Source organism: Prochlorococcus sp. MIT 1300 (assembly GCF_034092375.1).
Taxonomy (GTDB): Bacteria; Cyanobacteriota; Cyanobacteriia; order PCC-6307; family Cyanobiaceae; genus MIT-1300.
In genome coordinates, this window is record NZ_CP139302.1 from 1347408 (window position 1) to 1363775 (window position 16368).

Consider the following 16368-nt stretch of genomic DNA (forward strand, 5'->3'; position numbering starts at 1 on the left):
TATGACGAGTACATCTGCAACATCTTTAGTTGATCTTTTAGGTCGTTTTAAAGCTTTTCAGGATGTAGATCCTGATCAACTTGCTTGGATTGCTGAAAGAGCCAGGCCTTTTCATTGCAGCGTCGGACAGGAACTTCTTGTACAGGATCGTTTGCCTGAGTATTGCTATGCAATTGTTGAAGGGCGAGGGCGAGTCCTTCATAGAGACCCAGGTTTGAGGAGGCCCGTCACTCTGGCCTATGCGCAACCAGGGGATTTAGTCGGTTGGGCAGGCTTGGCATGTAGACAGCCTTGTGAATGGATTTCTGCTCTTAGTCCACTCAAGTTAATAGGCATTCCCGCTGAAGACTTTCTTGAACTTGAACGCACTAGTTCAGCATTTGCTAATTGGATTGATAATAATAATTCCCCTTCGGAGTTGATGGCTGCCTTGGCACCGGCTTTGCGGCGCAGGCCTATGGCGGACCCTCCAGAGAGGGATGTGTTGGCAAGTTTGCTGCCTGGTTTACAAGTTATTCCTGCTAGGGAAAAACGCTCTCTCCCTCAAGATGGTGCAATTTGGCTTTGGCATGGACAGCCAAAGAGTATTTCTGTTCCTATTGGTAGTCCTGTAGATGAGGAGTTATTGCAGACTATTCCACAAGGAGAACCTTTGCGATTGGTCAGAATTGACGCTGACCTATGGGAGAAGAATTTAAACCCGCCCCTTAAAGGCCCAGAGGATTCTGATGAGGGCATTACTGTTCAAGATCTTTGGGATGAAAATCGATATGCAGACCTTTTGGCTCCTGACCCTTCTGGGCAGTTGGTAACTGAATCCCAGGAGAATGAACTAAATGAGTTTCAAAAACCTACCCAACATAAGGGTCGCAAGATCCCTGTAGTTACAGCAACAGGCTCTTTAGGACATGTCATGGCCAGTCTGGAAATGTTGGCCAAGTACTACAACGTTCCATTTCGTAGCGATGTGATTGAAAGGTGTGCAAGATCCGAGATTGGTAATGGTGCTGCAACCTTGGAGCAAATGGGAAACCTTTCAACTTTGATGGGTTTCACAGGGACTATTGCTGATTTGCCTGACGTGCAATTACCTAGAGCAACTTTTCCATGCTTTGTAATTGCTTTAGGGCAACCAGCCATGTTGCACGATATAGCTCAAGGAGAGGTCAAAGCAGTATTACCAGAATATGGTCGAGTAACTCTTACTCTTGATCAAATAACTTCTGATCAAGGAGGGGCTCGTGTATTGATGCTTAGCCCAGGTCGTGATACTCAGAGACGTAAATTAGGCCTGGGATGGTTTATACCAGAATTAAAGAAGTATCGTAGAAGTTTGATTGAAGTTGTTGTTGCATCATTAGTTCTTCAGATACTCAACTTGGCTCAGCCGTTGGTAATGCAGCAAATTTTTGATAAAGTTATAGGGCAGCAGAATACTGATACTTTATATACACTTGGACTCATATTATTAGGCGTTAGCTTGTTCCAAGGGGTTATTTCTGCTGTTAGAACCTATTTATTTTCCGACACCACTAATCGAATAGATATTGCATTGGGTGCAGAAGTTATTCAGCATTTATTTAGGTTACCTTTAAGGTATTTTGATAGACGGCCAGTAGGTGAGCTTCAAACTAGATTTGCAGAGCTAGGAAACATTCGAAACTTTCTTACTGGAAGCCTTTTAACACTTGCATTGGATTCGATTTTCTCTGTTATCTACATAGCAGTAATGGTTGTCTACTCAGGTGTATTAACAGCAGTTACTCTAGGAGTAGTACCTTTATTTCTTGGACTTACTTATGTTGCTTCTCCCGCTATTCGCGCACAATTACGCAAGGCGGCTGAGAAAAATGCTGCTACTCAAAGTTTTTTGGTTGAATCTCTTAATGGTGTGCAAACAATAAAAGCTCAGAATGCAGAAAATACTGTGAGATGGCGTTGGCAACAAAGATATTCATCTTTTATGAGTGAAGCATTTAGGTCTTTACTTATAGGTGTATCTACTGGAACTATCGGTGGCTTTCTTAGTTCATTAACTGGGCTTTTAACATTATGGGTTGGGGCATATTTGGTTATTAAGGGTGATTTAACTATTGGACAACTTATCGCCTTCAGGATCATTTCAGGGTATGTAGTTGGTCCTTTAATTAATCTGGCAACCAGTTGGCAAACTTTCCAAGGTGTTGCTTTATCTATAGAGCGTCTTAGTGATGTTGTGGATGCAGCCCCTGAAGGCTCTGACCAAGAAGCTGATCAATTACCTTTGCCTCCTGTCGCTGGAGAAGTAACCTTCCAAGATGTTGATTTTCGTTTTGGTGAGGGAGCACCATTAGTTGTTAAAAATGTTAGTTTTGGAGTAAAAGCGGGCTCTTTTGTTGGAATTGTTGGGAGAAGTGGCAGTGGAAAAAGTACAATTATGAAACTTTTACCTCGTCTTTATGAACCTGATAGTGGCAGAATTCTGATAGATGGTTATGACATTAATAAACTACAGCTAGGATCTGTTCGCCGCCAGATAGGGATAGTTCCTCAAGATAGTCTTCTCTTTGATGGATCAATTAGAGACAATATTTCCTTAATTAAGCCTGACGCTACAAGTGATGAGATTATGGCTGCTGCAAGGGTAGCTTGTGCTCATGAATTTATTATGGAGCTACCAAATGGTTACGGCACTCGTGTAGGAGAACGAGGAAGTTCTCTCTCCGGTGGCCAACGGCAACGAATTGCTATTGCCCGTTCAGTCTTGCAGCGTCCAACCTTATTGATATTAGATGAAGCTACAAGTGCTCTTGATTACATTACAGAGAGACAGGTTTGTCTTAATCTAAAGAAGGAGTTTGAAGGATCAACGGTCTTTTTCATAACCCATCGGCTTGGTACTATTCGGAGTGCAGATCAGATTTTGATGTTGGATCAGGGCTCACTAGTTGAATCTGGAACTCATAATGAGCTATTAGAATTACAGGGTCGTTATTTTGCCCTCTATTCTCAGCAGGAGGCAGATCTTGACTAATAACGAATCTGGTGAAAATAATCAAGAAACTCAAGATAGTGGCATGCAGAAGGAAGTCACTTCTGATCAGCCAGTGGTGGATTTATGGGAGGGTAGTTCTTCAGTTGTTAGACAAGGTAGACACTGGTCAAGTGCATTAATCTGGACAGGAGTAGTCCTTCTAGGCTCAACAGTTATTTGGGCTTTTAATGCAAAAATAGATCAGACAATAACTGTTAGAGGTAGGTTGGTTCCATCTGGAAGAGTTCGAGATGTTGAGTCGCCAAGCTCAGGTGTGGTTAGTGATGTTTTTGTGTCTGAAGGGGATCAAGTCATTGCAGGGCAAGCTCTTTTTAGTGTTGAAGCAAAAGGACTTGATAGTCGACGACGGGCAATCATTAAAACCTTAAAACTATTATCTCTTCAGGCAGAGGCGCTTGCGTTGGTTCTTTCTAGTGATGGTGATCCCGATAAGTTTGCATCTACTCCTGAATTGCCTTCGGTAGAAGACCCAGTTCTTATGAATCAACTTGTTATTGCTGCACAACAATCACAGCAGATTCGATCTCAGCTAGAACAGATTGCAATTCGCCTTGAAAGTAGAAAGCAGACTTTGGAATTGCAAAAAGATATTGGAAAGAACCTTGAGCCTTTATATAAGGCAGGAGGGATGGCTCGAAATGAATATCTGACTCGTTTAAATCAGATTCAGGAAACACGCGCACAAGTATCGACTTTAGAAGAAGAGAAATCTAGGATAGTCGGCCAAACAGCCACACAATTAAATCAAATTAATAGACAGATGATTGGTCTTAAAGCAGAGCTTGTAGCGCTACGAGAAACAATCTCATACCGTACAGTTAAAGCCCCAACATCAGGACGAGTATTTAATTCTAGAGTTAAGCCTTATGCGGTTATTTCAGACTCTGAAATAGCAATGAAGATTGTTCCCGATAAAAGGTTGGAAGCAACTGTAGGAATAGTTGATTCTGATATCGGTTTTGTGAAAGTAGGAATGCCAGTTTCGGTTGCAGTTGACTCTTTTCCGTCTGGTGAGTTTGGATATATAGATGGTCAAATTACTAGCCTTGCATTGGATGCCGTTCCGCCTGATGCAGAGAGTGCTAGATTCACTTTCCCAGCAAGCATTAGCCTAAATCAACAGACTGTTTTATATGGGGATAAAAAATTAAATCTACAAAGTGGAATGGCTGTTTCTGCAAATATAAAGTTACGGAAAAGACCAGTGATTACTATATTAACAGATTTATTTACTAAGCAAATGGATGGAGTAAAAACATTCCGTTAAGACTAAGAAATCGTTCTTTGGCAAAATATTTTCTGCGTAAATTCTAATTTTTTATCTTTTCTTTAGAACTTTGTTGTATATTTTTTCAGTTGCATCTGTTGTTCTTTCCCAATTAAACTCTTCTAGAATTCTTCTTTTTAGGGTTACTGGTCTGTGATGAGTTTTTCCAGCATTCCAGGCATTTTGTACGGCTGTACTTATTGAATTTGGGTCCGCAGGATCGCACCACCAGGTTTCTTGGCGCAAATATTCGAGCTCATGTCCAAAATTACTTCCAACAACCGGTGTCCCTGTTAAAGCTGCTTCAAGTGTTACTAGTCCGCAAGTTTCCATCCAGCTAGGTAACACGTGAACTGATGCAGCAGCAAAAGCGGAAGCTAAAAGTGGTTGTGAAATATGATCGATAATCTTAAGTTGATCGCCATAAATCTTTTTACATAGTTCACTATAAGCAGGCCAATTATTGCTGCTGCCAATTAGTACTAATGGAAGATTCGTATGGCGTAATGCCCAACAAAGCATTGCTTGATTCTTTGCAGGTTCTATTCTTCCTCCTTGAACTATAAATGGACCTTTGATACCAAAACTTTCGCGAAATGGATTTGGATCAGCGTCTAGGAAAAGGCTGGGATCTACTCCATATGGAGCTACTTCAAAGCAATCACCACACCAATTAAGTTCGTTTTGAACGGCTTTTAATTCCAACCAACTGTTAGTTAATAACCCATCAACTTGCTTGAGGAGGGCGCCTACTTCCTCCATCCAGCTCAGATCACAAGTTCCTTGACCTTGAGCATCAATAGTGCCGTTGGGTAATTGAACTGTCAGTTTGCGGCCTTTGAGCATTTCGAGGCTTTTGAGACCAATCTCTTCACCTTGCTCAACTAGTTGCTGGATTACTGCCAAGGTTCCTCTGCTTCCCCATAAGGCCTTGGGTATTGAGATCCATATAGGAGATACAACGGTGGGGATTTTTGCTTTTAGGCATGTTCTCATTTGTTGAATAAATGAGTGCTGCACTCTGCAGTTAAAAATGTGGACTAAGTCGTATCCCTCAACCTCAGGAGTGTCACTGTTAACCAAATCGACTTCATGTCCTCTATTGATTAGACGCTTTGAGGTCTCTCGCATTTGGACTCCATCACCCCCACCCCAGTTGTTTGCACTTCCATGATTTACAAGCAAAATTTTCATAATTTCAAGCTATCTGAAGGTTTTCCTGTCAAGATCCTGGCTGGTGATTAATCAAGATATGGTGCGAGCGATAGTTACTCTCGCAGTTGGGGAGAATTGTTATCGCCCTTGGTATAACCATTTGCGGAAGGGATGGCTGCAATGGTGCTCTAACCATGGTTATGAACTGGTTGTTTTTGACAATTTTTTAGACATAAGCCTTAGGGCAAAAAATCGTTCTCCTGCTTGGCAGAAATTACTTGCCATGTCTTCTCCTGAGATTGCTTCGTTTGAGCAAGTCCTATGGCTTGATGCTGATGTAATGGTAGGTGCACATGCTCCGGACCCTTTGCTTGGAGTGCCATTGAGCAAGGTTGGCATGGCTAGGGATGTGGGTTCACCTCTAGCGCATGAACCAGATTGGTTTCGGCGAACATGGTCAACAATTCTATTGCGATCACTAGGTTTAAATCATCTGTCAGTTATGAATGAGATGTTTAGCTACTTAGATTTATGGGGGTTTGATGCTAGAAGACGGCCACTTTGGAATAGCGGCGTAATTGCTTTTAGTCCTAAGCATCATGGAGCTTTATTTAGGCACATTTATGAAACCTGGTCTGATGGTGGTCCAGGGGCTCTCCATGAGATGGTCCCTTTAAACCTTGAATTAACTCAACGCAGTTTGTTGCATGAAATTGATCCAAGATTCAATCTTTTGTTTGGTGTTCACCATGCTGTTTGGGATGTTAATCCTTTAGCTGTTCAACGTCTTCATGGACTTGGAGAGGAGTTAGTTGACTTTGAATCTTTTGCAGTCGCTCTAGCACAGAGAAGCTTTTTTCTTCATTTTGCTGGCGCGCATCGTCGTATGGAAAGGTTGCTTTCAAGTGGATGTCTATAGGGCAAATGTGCTAACTCGCCATGAAATGGGCCAATATGACTGCATTGTGAATTGACATGATTTCGATGCAACGCTATTCCGGCGAGCATCTAGGGGCGGCTCCTCACATTGTTGTGCTGGGTTCATGCAAAGTGGGAAATTTTGTTGTGAGTACTCCTGTTTTGCAAGGGATAAAGCAACGCTTTCAAGATGCCATTATTGGTTTTATTGGTAGTGATGTAACTGCTGATTTTGAGGAGTCTTACTCATTGATTGATTGGCGTGTGAGTTGGGATAACCCTTCGTTTGAGGCAGGTTTGAAATTACAGCAATTGATTTTTGAAAAGATTCGTAGTTATGGGGATGTTCAGCTGGCATTAAATTTGGATGGGTTTAATTTTGTCACTTGCAGTTTGGTTCCTTGGTTAAGACCTCGCTATGTGGCCGGAGGTAGTCTCACAGAGAATTTACGTCGCTCTTTGCCATGGGGATCATTGCCTCAACAGCGATTTTTGGATGATCCAGATTGGTCTACTAAGGAATTTGTGGAGCGGTATAAAGGAATTTTTTCAAGTAACTATATAGCTGAATTATTTTGCCAGCTTGCTTTTGTAGCTGATCAAGTTGATTCATCCCAAATTCAATTACCAACTGAAGAGGTTTTATTTCAAGTCCCTGATGTCCTAATTCACTGCACCACTGCTCGCTCCGCAAAAGTTTGGCCATTTGAGTTTTGGCGGATAGTTATTGATTATTTGAACGCTCAGAGCTTCTCCGTAGGACTTGTGGGTAGTGCACCTGCCGCTCAAATAGAGTCCTACAACTCTGGTTCTGGAGAGGATTGGTTGTTAGAAGTTACTGATTTAATAGATCTACGAGGTCAGACGAGCCTTATTCAATTGGCTGGCGCTTGTAAAAGAGCAAAAGCAGTTATCAGTGTTGATGCTGGACCACTGCATATTGCAGGAGCGACTGGAGTACCGACTTTGGCTGTTGTTGGGAATGATGTTGAGGAAATTGGTGCTAGTCCTTTGAGTTTGTGGCTGCCACGCTGTCAATCAGTTCAAAGAACAGTTGCTTTATTTACTTGCTCAGTTTGTGCTGAGAATCGCTTCCGAAATGATGATTGCCTGGTTGAAGGTCATCCTTGTATGGCAAGTGTTGCGCCTCAGCAAGTGATTGATTGGTTGAATGGGGTCTTAGCTGTAACCTCTGGTCGTTAGCTATTGGCCATTGAATAAATCTAAGTGGTCCCCGTTACTTTCTTTGATAGTTGTAGTGTTCGACATGCGCCGAGAGGCCCCTAGGACATTAAAAACACTTACTAGTGCTTATCAGGGAGTTTCTTCTGAGCTCTATGAAGTAATAGTTGTTGAAAATGCCTCTTCGGAACCGCTAGGCAATGATGCTGTAGAGGCAATTGACCCCTCTTTTCGGTATATATATTTTGATAGTCAATATCCTTCTCCAGCAGCTGCCATTAATGAAGCAGTCAGAGAGTCCCGTGGACATGCTATTGGGATCCTTATCGATGGCGCAAGAATGCTGTCACCAGGATTTGTTAAATATTCTTTGAGGGCTTTAAGGGCTTATCACCGTCCATTGGTTAGTACTCTTGGCTGTCACTTGGGGGCAAAACCACAACAAGAGTCTGTTAATGAAGGGTATAATCAAAAAGTAGAAGACACTCTTCTGGAAAGTGTTGATTGGGAGAATGATGGCTATAAACTATATGATATTTCGTCCTTGGCAGGTTCTTCAAAATATGGAATATTTGCCCCTTTGGCAGAAAGTAATGCTGTTGTATTGACTCGTCAAAGTTATGATGAGTTGGGTGGTTATGAGGAGAAATTTATTAGTCCAGGAGGAGGACTTGTCAATCTAGATTTCTATCAACGTGCCCAAAATTTACCAGGAATTCAACTAGTAACTTTGCTTGGAGAAGCAAGTTTTCACCAGTTCCATGGAGGAGTTACGACACGGCCTGTAGACAATTGGTCAGTTATGGCTGAAGAATATTTATTGATTCGTGGTAAGTCCTTTGATCCGTACCCAACACCTTGGCTGAATAGTGATTATTTAGGGAATGCCCATGAATCTGTATTGCCTTGGTTTAAATATGCATTAGACCAACGAAATGATTTGCTTTCATTAATGTCTAGCAATCCATATAAGGATCAATCAAAAAGTGATCAGAGGAATGATCTTGATTTTCCTCAAAGTGTAGTAGCTGTTTTGGGGATGCATCGAAGTGGTACAAGCCTGTTAACAGGCACTTTGCAAGAAGCGGGCTTAGTACTTGGAGATGTTGTGACACAAGCTCCGCATAATCGTAAAGGCAATAGAGAGGCATTATCTATAAGAACACTCCATGAGGACCTTATGAAACAAGCAGGTGGTGATTGGGATTCACCTCCTGAAAATATCAATTGGGACCCTATCCATGTCTTATTACGTGATTTGATCATTAATAGCTTTGATAAGGAAACTTGTTGGGGCTTTAAGGATCCTCGTAGTCTCTTTTGCTTGGAAGGATGGCTTGATGCTTTACCAGAGTTGCAGTGCGTTGGAATTTTTAGACATCCAGAGGAGGTTGCGCTTTCCTTGAATGCACGTAATCAAATGTCATTGGAAGAAGGTATTTTGCTGTGGACTTTATATAATAAAAAACTTCTTTATTGGCACGAGAAACTTAACTTCCCTTTGATTTACTTTGGAGAAGAGCCAGATCACTTTCGCATGCAAGCTGTTGAGGTAATTGGGGAACTTTCTTTACCTAGGCAGTTGAAAATGGAAGAGTTGAGATTTTATGAGCCTAATCTTCGGAACCAAACTGTTGGAACTTATAGACTTGAACCGGAAGCAAAAAATATTTACGACACCCTTTTAGGTAGAAGTATTCTTTCTCAGAAGGAAATTAAATCAGAACTTACTCCGCCTGAAGATTCAAAGGGGTGGCGTTCCCAAAGCCTATCTTGGTGGCGAACCATTAGAAATCTATAATGCTCAGGAATAGGCTTCATCACTTTAAAAATAGGTAGTAATAGTCCACTTCCTGCCTGCTCTAACGGTCCTGATAATTCAAAATCTGGTGTCCAATTATGGGCTTCCCAGTAAGCGAGTGCCTTGCTGGCTTGGGTCTTAGTCAAGAAATAACACCCTGAATGCGGATTGGTCGCACGATAAAACTTTCGTTCCCCTAAGGGCCATGGAATATTTATTAATTCACCTGTATCCCAGAACAAGTCTGGGCGACCTCCATCTGGATCACCAGAAAGAATTACATCACCTTTGCCAGGAATATTTTCACATCGATGAGGGATGAATACATGACTCCCATCAGAGCACTTTTCAAAGTAAAGTATCTTCGAAAAGAATTCTGGATCTTCTATTAAGATGTCATCCTCCATATAGCCAAGTAGATCGTAATGAGGCGCTTGTTCAAGTAGATGCCTTGAAGCAATTAAAGGTATTTGTTGGTAGTCAGTGCAATTGGGCTCATATAGATGAATAGATATATTTGTTTCTAGTTCTGAAGCTAATGTTGCTTTTGAGGGAGTGAATACTTCAACTCTTATGTCTACTCCTAGATTTGTTGATAATTCCCTAGTAACAATTGATTTGCCCAAACCTAGTGATGCGTGTATCCAATGCCTTTTGCTATGGCGATCTATATTGCCAACTGTGGCTGAATGAAGAGCTTTAGTTTTTAGGCCTCTCTTGAGTTCATTTTGGGACGAATATAGAGAACCTTTGAGAGGTGCAAAGACATGTGGGATTGTGAGAAGTACTTTCATTTGATTAGCTTATTTTTAACCAATCGCTGCAATCCCAGCCAAGTAGAATTTCTAACTGACGGATCTCTGCTTTGTAGAGGCGAGCCAGGGTTTTTCGTGCTTCTAAAGGCATCAAATGTATATATTCTAAACTATTTGAGTTTAATTCACCAGGAAACTCTATTGCATCTACTTTAAGATGTTTGCAAATTTTCATTAGGGTTGTTTGAGGATTATTTAAAAGTTCTTCTTGCCGTAGAATTAAAGTCTGTTCCCTAGGGAAAAATCGCCACAATCTTTTTATCTGTGAGCTATAAAACCCTCTAGATAGATAAGAGTAAACACGATGTTGCAATGGCAAAGCTTCTCTGCAACGCTTTTCTTCTTGTTCTAGGGATATATTAAATGGCATATTATCTCGCCCTCTTTTATATTCCATATTCCAATGTGAGTAGGCCCTTGTAATGGGATTGCGAAGAATTGAAATGATTTTCATATCAGGGTTATATCTCCATATCCGTTCAGGAGCCTTTTCCCAGAAAAGGCTTACTGGTGTGGCTTCACCACAAAGTGTGCTGTATGATGAATTTGGGAAATGATGATTAATTTCATAGTCAATCTGCTTTATAGATTCTCTTGTCCAATCTCTATTTTCATTATCAAAGAGATGTAGCTCCTTGTCTTTGGGCAAGCAAAGTGAGGGATGAATTTTGAGATAGTTATACAGCGCTGTAGTACCACTTTTTTGGGCCCCGTTGATAAGAAAACGTAAAAGTTGGCTCATGATTTTTGTTTAATAATTTGCCCTGTCCTTTGTCTTGTAGGCATGATCAAGATGGCTCCTGGTTTTGACCAACAATTTATGCGAGGGGAAGTTATGTGTTTGATCTTTGAATTCTAAAAGTTTGTGCCAAAAGAAGCTTCTGCTCCCTTTAGGCTGAAAGAGATTGATGTCAGAGGCTCTTTGTTCGTAACTGGTTGCCATCGCTCGGGCACATCTCTATTGGCTTCCTTGCTGAAGGATGCCATGGATGCAAGAAACTCAATTGGTATTGAGGATTTAACGACAAAGCTTGATAACCCACGAGGTTTTTTTGAATCACAACGCTTGGTGGAAACTAATGATAAGTTGCTCAGAATGATTTCCTGTTCTTGGGATCACCCTCCTTTGTTGACCCCTATATGGGGATCTAAAGAATTTATTGATACTTTCGAGTCTTGGCGTGAAGAATTCCATGATCATGCATTGAATAAAGATTGGATAGATAAAGACCCTCGTTTGTGCATTACATATAATGCTTATTTGCATATTTTGTTGAAGCGTATTCCAATCATAGGGATAGTGCGAAAGCCTTTGGAAGTTGCCACTTCACTTTATGCAAGGAATGGTCTATCTATAGAAGCAGGATTATCTATTTGGTATCTTTATAATTATCATCTAGCTTCTTCATTGCATCCGGAAGATACTGTCGTCTTCTATGAGGATTTGTTGGATCTGAATAATAATTTAAAGGCTGAAAGTATTTTTAGGCAACTAATAAATTGTTTTGATAGAAATGGATATAGATTATTTAGTGAGAGTACCTGGGAGGAGGCAATTGCTAAAAGACTTTCTCCAAATCTTAATAGAGCATCTAAATCAATATCTATTAACATGACTAATTGCTCAGATAAAGCATTGATTGAGCAATGTGAATTGGTTTATAGTTTATTGAGAAAAGAAGGTAATTCTACTATGGTTTTTCAAGAAGCATTTGATGCTTTGCCAAGGTGTGTTTTAAATATTCTTCATCGCCATAACATAGTTGAACACCCTATCCCATGTAGAACTGATATAGATCAAAATTTCTTGGTTCGAGAATTAGAAAGTAAGAAGAAAGAGCTTCTACGCCTTGAAGATGAAAATGAGGCTATAAAAGCTTCGAGCAGTTGGAAGATGACCGCACCATTTAGAAGTATCAAGAACCTTTTGAGTAAATTCTAATGGATCAATTGGTGAGGGAATGGCCGCCTGGTTTTGGTGGAGTTGAAAGAGTTGCTCATCGCATTGCTTTGGAGCTTAAAGGGAAAGTATTTACTCTGAGGCCAGCAAAGCAATCACCAGAACCATTGGCTGTTGATTATGCACGCAGTTTCTTGTTGTCTATTTCAATGGGGAAGATTATTATTCCCTTCCCTTCAAAAGATTTGATGGGTTTATTGATTAGTCAAAAACCGCTTTTAGGCCATTTGCCCTGTCCAACAGTCTTGTTGATTTGCTTAGTTTCAAGACTTATAAATCCTAACCGCTATATAGCCTTCTATTGGCATGCATTTTTGCATAAAAGACCAGGTTTACTGGGGTTGTTTGAGGATATATATCAACGTATAGCACTGAAAATTATAAGATTTTTTCCTGTTATTTGTACTTCTCCAATTTTGTCCAAGGCCTTACAGGATGAAGGAATACCTGCGAGACAGATTAATTATTTGCCGTGTGCGATATCACCTGAAGCTGAGTATCAATTAAGCTTAATCTGCCAAGAAAGAAGTAGGTTTGGATATTCGCCCACTGGCACATTAATTGTAATTGGTAGATTAGATAGTTATAAGCGTGTTGATTGGTTGATTAGGGTCCTCTCAGAAATTCCAGCTGCAAAAAAACTGATCGTTGTAGGTGATGGGCCCGACCGCTTAAGACTTGAAGAGTTGGCTAGAAAATTTAAATCACCTGGTCAGTTGGTTAGTTTTTATGGTCGTGTAGATGAAAAACTAAAATACAAACTTCTTGCAAATGCAGATGCTTTGCTGCTTCCCGCAAACAACTGTAATGAGGCTTTCGGGATTGTTCAACTTGAGGCTATGGCATCTGGGATTCCTGCATTTGCTTTTGATCTTCCCCGTTCAGGAATGTATTGGGTCAGCCAATTGGCAGGTTCACCCTGGAGTGGTCAGCTAAAGGATTTCACTGGTACTTTAGAGAAACTACTTCTTGATGATGAACTTTATAAGAAACTATCTCTCCGAGCTAGAGATAGATATGACTATGAATTTTCGAATCAAATATGGAGATATCGTTTGACTGAAATCAGGAAAGGGAGTGTTTGAGATGTCTGTTTATTTTCAAGGTACAAAAGATGATGAAGCATTAGCCAGCATTGAAATTTTACAGAAATGGAGGGATTCTGGAATTGCAGCTGCTACTAAACAACTTCGATTAATTCAGGAAACTCAACCCAAATTTACTTCTTGTCCTCTTTATAAGGAACTTGAGCTCAGGTTGAGTGGGAAACCTGGTCCGCGAGTTTTGGTTGATGGAGTTTGGTTTTGTAGAGCTTATGGAGGAATTACAAGGGTATGGGATCAAATACTGAGTTGTTGGTCTTTAGAAGGCATGGTTTCTGATGCGGCACCAGTTTGTGTAATTGAGCGTGGTAATCATCGCTTCAACATTGATTCGTTCCAAAAAGTGAATGGGAAGTTTGCAGACCCTTTAGATTCCAGGGCCGTTTTGGAGTTGGCTACAGAAAATGCATTCTTCGTGTCTGATTGGAATGCTGATGTTTTTGTATCTAGTTGGATAAGTACTTCGGGTCCTAAGTCCCCTAGCTGTAGTGAAATTGCGCTCGTGCATGATTGCTTGCCAGAACGTTTTCAAGCGCCTCCCCTTTTAAAGAATTTGCGTAATAGATGGCTTAGAGGTGCTAGTGCTCATCTCGCTGTTTCTGCGGCTACAGCTGATGATTTAGAAAAATTGCTTGGTAAGTATTCCGGCTCGATCCCCTGGTGCCATTTAGCACCTACTCCAACGTTTGCTAATTCTGCAGTATTTGCAGAAGAAAATGAAACCTGGAGGATTTTGAAGCGTCATTCAGGCATTGCTGCACCCTATGTCCTTCTCCCTGCAACAAGTGCAATAGGTTCCTATAAAAACCCTGAACTTTTGTTAGAGGCCCTTAGTGCACCTGGGCTCGAACAAATCCAATTAATTGTGTCTGGAATTGGAGCTGAAATTCGACAAAAGGAATTTGAGGATTTTGCACCTGCCTTAAAAGGGCGGATTCTGGCTGCCGGATTTACAGACTCTGAACTTTCTTTGGTTTATCAAAACGCGTTGGCAGTGATCATTCCCAGTCGAATAGAGGGATTTGGATTACCGGTAATAGAGGCATTGGCTTCTAAGGCTCTTGTCTTAGTAGCAGATTCTCGTGGGTTGGTCGAGGCGGGGGGTAAAGCTTGTCTTCGCTTTTCTGCTGATAAACCAAAGGAGTTAGTGCAGTTGCTGCAGCTAATTCTTGATCGAGAGACTTGGCGTGGATTTGATCAGGTTTTGATTCGTCGTCGGAATCAGCGGTTGTCAGGTCTTAGTTCGGATTTGCTTGGATTATGTTTGCTTGCGGCTATACGTTCGTTGGCCTCTGGGAGATAGCGATTTTTTTAAAGCTATGCAAGATCTTGCCTCTTTTATGTTTTTGTTGGTGATTTTCATATAATTATGCTCCTGAGAGGCTTCTTTCTATTTGCTTTGCCTAAGGCCGCTTTGATTTAATTCCTTTGCTTAGCCTTAATCAAGTCATGCGCGAACAGATCTTTTGATAACCACCCTCCCAATTGATTCCGATCCATCCGAGCAAGATCATTCTGCTAGTGGAAAGGATCGACCACAGCAGAAACAACACTTTGGTGGTTTAGATCCATCTAAGGTCGTGATTACTTTGGAAAACGTAGGCCTTGATATTCCTGTATTTACTACTGAAACACGAACTTTGAAATCCACTTTGATTCGCTCAGTTACGGGTGGAAAGTTAAGTCGTAGGCGGGGTGGTGCAGTCATTACTGCATTGCAAGGTGTTAGCTGTAGTGTGTGTGAAGGTGAGCGAGTAGCTCTAATTGGTCATAACGGCGCTGGGAAGACTACTTTTTTGCGTTTGATTTCTGGAATTTATAAGAATACTTCTGGTTTTTTTGAGTCTCGTGTTCCCGTTTATCCAATGCTTCATAAGAGCTTTATTACCAGTCCAGAATTAAGTGGAATGCAAGCCATTAAGGCGCATTACCTTATGGTTCATGGGAATTTAGGAGGCTTTGAGGCCTTCAGTGAAGATGTAGTTGGATTCTCAGGTTTGGGTGATTTCATTCACTTGCCCGTAAAGACATATAGCCAAGGGATGGCTACTCGTCTTCTTTTTGCAGTTCTTACAGCATGTCGGCACGAATGTTTAGCCCTGGACGAAGGTTTAGGTGCAGGCGATACCAGCTTTTTTGAACGTGCTCAGTTGCGTTTACATGATTTTTTAAGAACAACAGGAACAGTTTTTTTGGCATCTCATTCAGAGTCATTGCTAAAACGTTTTTGTAGCCGGGGTTTGGTCTTTGAAGAGGGAACAATTGTTTTCGATGGGCCTCTTGAAGAGTCTTTGAGCTTTTACCACAAAAATTCTTGACTATTTCACCCCGGGTAAATGTCAGATCAGTCCGCCATACCTTGAAAGAGGCTTGGGCAATGCGTCGTGTTTGGTGGTTTACGGCAACGGCACGAACTAAGGCAAGATTTGTTCGAACAGTATTTGGAAGCTTCTGGTTGGGATTATCTAATCTTTTTTCTATAGCAGCTCTAGCAGTTGTATATGGTGCTGTATTTAAGGTAGATGATTTTAATGAGTATGTTGTTTATTTAGGAATTGGTCTGGTCGTTTGGAATACAATTGCTGCAGCCATCGCATCTGCACCAAATCTCTTCGAACATAATCAAGTTCATATTCACAATACAAGTTTGAATCCTGTCTTTTACACGCTTGAGGAATGGTCTTTTCAGATCCAGACATTTTTCCAGTCTTTTTTACTTGTTATTCTCGCGCTTAGCTTTTTTCAGAATAATTTGTTCCTAAACCTTCTGATTAATGGTTGGTTGCCATTGGTTAATTTGTTTCTATTCCTCTATTGGTTCCCTTTGTTAATATGTCTTTTAGGGGCTAGATATAGGGATCTCTACCAGTTAGTTCCTATAGTGCTTCAATTGGTTTTCCTTCTTTCTCCAATATTGTATAAAAAAGATAATCTTGGCTCTCTAGTTTGGACGGCAAATTACAATCCTCTATATCGCATTCTTGATCAAGTGCGCCATAGTTTAATGGCCAATCAGCTTAATATTCCTGTGGCAGTCTTGTTACTTGCTTCTAATATTTTCTGCATTTGGCTTGCTTTGAGCTTGCTAAATAGGGAAAGAAGAAATTTGCCTTTTTTGATTTAGAAATCAAAG

Annotated in this window: 13 protein-coding genes; 10 read left to right on the top strand and 3 right to left on the bottom strand. The window is 41.0% G+C overall.

What is annotated here, in order from left to right; translation table 11 throughout:
• Position 1: 1 nt before the first annotated feature.
• Both SOI83_RS06975 and SOI83_RS06980 read left to right on the top strand, forming a co-directional pair.
• Entirely contained in the window at positions 2-3013 is a 3012-nt protein-coding gene (locus SOI83_RS06975; protein WP_320675978.1) for a peptidase domain-containing ABC transporter, read from the top strand.
• Positions 3006-4301: an HlyD family efflux transporter periplasmic adaptor subunit gene (locus SOI83_RS06980; RefSeq protein ID WP_320675979.1), complete on the top strand. Its 1296-nt coding sequence runs from the start codon at positions 3006-3008 to the stop codon at positions 4299-4301. The genes SOI83_RS06975 and SOI83_RS06980 overlap by 8 nt, the downstream gene beginning before the upstream one ends.
• A 51-nt stretch (positions 4302-4352) precedes the next feature.
• On the opposite strand, the gene SOI83_RS06985 is transcribed toward SOI83_RS06980, so the two are convergent.
• Positions 4353-5495 (bottom strand): glycosyltransferase family 4 protein, encoded by a 1143-nt coding sequence (locus SOI83_RS06985; RefSeq protein WP_320675980.1) that lies wholly within the window; start codon positions 5493-5495, stop codon positions 4353-4355.
• A gap of 43 nt (positions 5496-5538) precedes the next feature.
• Here SOI83_RS06985 and SOI83_RS06990 point away from each other — a divergent pair, with 43 nt between their 5' ends.
• From SOI83_RS06990 to SOI83_RS07000, 3 genes are all read left to right on the top strand, one after another.
• Positions 5539-6375, top strand: coding sequence for a hypothetical protein (locus SOI83_RS06990; protein ID WP_320675981.1), 837 nt, complete (start codon positions 5539-5541; stop codon positions 6373-6375).
• A 65-nt stretch (positions 6376-6440) separates the two neighbouring features.
• Positions 6441-7577, top strand: coding sequence for a glycosyltransferase family 9 protein (locus SOI83_RS06995; protein ID WP_320675982.1), 1137 nt, complete (start codon positions 6441-6443; stop codon positions 7575-7577).
• Positions 7578-7587: 10 nt separating this feature from the next.
• Positions 7588-9357, top strand: a complete 1770-nt coding sequence (locus SOI83_RS07000; RefSeq protein ID WP_320675983.1) for a glycosyltransferase — start codon at positions 7588-7590, stop codon at positions 9355-9357.
• Here SOI83_RS07000 and SOI83_RS07005 read toward each other — a convergent pair.
• Both SOI83_RS07005 and SOI83_RS07010 read right to left on the bottom strand, forming a co-directional pair.
• Entirely contained in the window at positions 9261-10151 is an 891-nt protein-coding gene (locus SOI83_RS07005) for a hypothetical protein (RefSeq protein ID WP_320675984.1), read from the bottom strand. The genes SOI83_RS07000 and SOI83_RS07005 overlap by 97 nt on opposite strands.
• Positions 10152-10155: 4 nt before the next feature.
• Positions 10156-10914, bottom strand: coding sequence for a sulfotransferase domain-containing protein (locus SOI83_RS07010; protein ID WP_320675985.1), 759 nt, complete (start codon positions 10912-10914; stop codon positions 10156-10158).
• A 123-nt stretch (positions 10915-11037) separates the two neighbouring features.
• On the opposite strand from SOI83_RS07010, the gene SOI83_RS07015 reads away from it, so the two are divergent.
• The 5 genes from SOI83_RS07015 (at position 11038) to SOI83_RS07035 (ending at position 16359) form a co-directional block, all read left to right on the top strand.
• Positions 11038-12114, top strand: coding sequence for a hypothetical protein (locus tag SOI83_RS07015; RefSeq protein WP_320675986.1), 1077 nt, complete (start codon positions 11038-11040; stop codon positions 12112-12114).
• Positions 12114-13217: a glycosyltransferase gene (locus tag SOI83_RS07020; RefSeq protein ID WP_320675987.1), complete on the top strand. Its 1104-nt coding sequence runs from the start codon at positions 12114-12116 to the stop codon at positions 13215-13217. The genes SOI83_RS07015 and SOI83_RS07020 overlap by 1 nt, the downstream gene beginning before the upstream one ends.
• 1 nt (position 13218) lies before the next feature.
• Complete coding sequence (locus tag SOI83_RS07025) at positions 13219-14538, top strand: glycosyltransferase (protein ID WP_320675988.1); 1320 nt, start codon at positions 13219-13221, stop codon at positions 14536-14538.
• 163 nt (positions 14539-14701) lie between these two features.
• Positions 14702-15553 (top strand): ABC transporter ATP-binding protein, encoded by an 852-nt coding sequence (locus tag SOI83_RS07030; RefSeq protein ID WP_320675989.1) that lies wholly within the window; start codon positions 14702-14704, stop codon positions 15551-15553.
• Entirely contained in the window at positions 15550-16359 is an 810-nt protein-coding gene (locus SOI83_RS07035; protein WP_320675990.1) for an ABC transporter permease, read from the top strand. Before SOI83_RS07030 ends, SOI83_RS07035 begins: the two co-directional genes overlap by 4 nt.
• Positions 16360-16368 lie beyond the last annotated feature (9 nt).

Excerpts from the sequence above, each read along its gene's own strand:
- SOI83_RS06975 (WP_320675978.1), top strand. The coding sequence starts at position 2 with ATGACGAGTACATCTGCAACATCTTTAGTTGATCTTTTAGGTCGTTTT.
- SOI83_RS06985 (WP_320675980.1), bottom strand. The coding sequence starts at position 5,495 with ATGAAAATTTTGCTTGTAAATCATGGAAGTGCAAACAACTGGGGTGGG.
- SOI83_RS06995 (WP_320675982.1), top strand. The coding sequence starts at position 6,441 with ATGCAACGCTATTCCGGCGAGCATCTAGGGGCGGCTCCTCACATTGTT.
- SOI83_RS07005 (WP_320675984.1), bottom strand. The coding sequence starts at position 10,151 with ATGAAAGTACTTCTCACAATCCCACATGTCTTTGCACCTCTCAAAGGT.
- SOI83_RS07010 (WP_320675985.1), bottom strand. The coding sequence starts at position 10,914 with ATGAGCCAACTTTTACGTTTTCTTATCAACGGGGCCCAAAAAAGTGGT.
- SOI83_RS07020 (WP_320675987.1), top strand. The coding sequence starts at position 12,114 with ATGGATCAATTGGTGAGGGAATGGCCGCCTGGTTTTGGTGGAGTTGAA.
- SOI83_RS07025 (WP_320675988.1), top strand. The coding sequence starts at position 13,219 with ATGTCTGTTTATTTTCAAGGTACAAAAGATGATGAAGCATTAGCCAGC.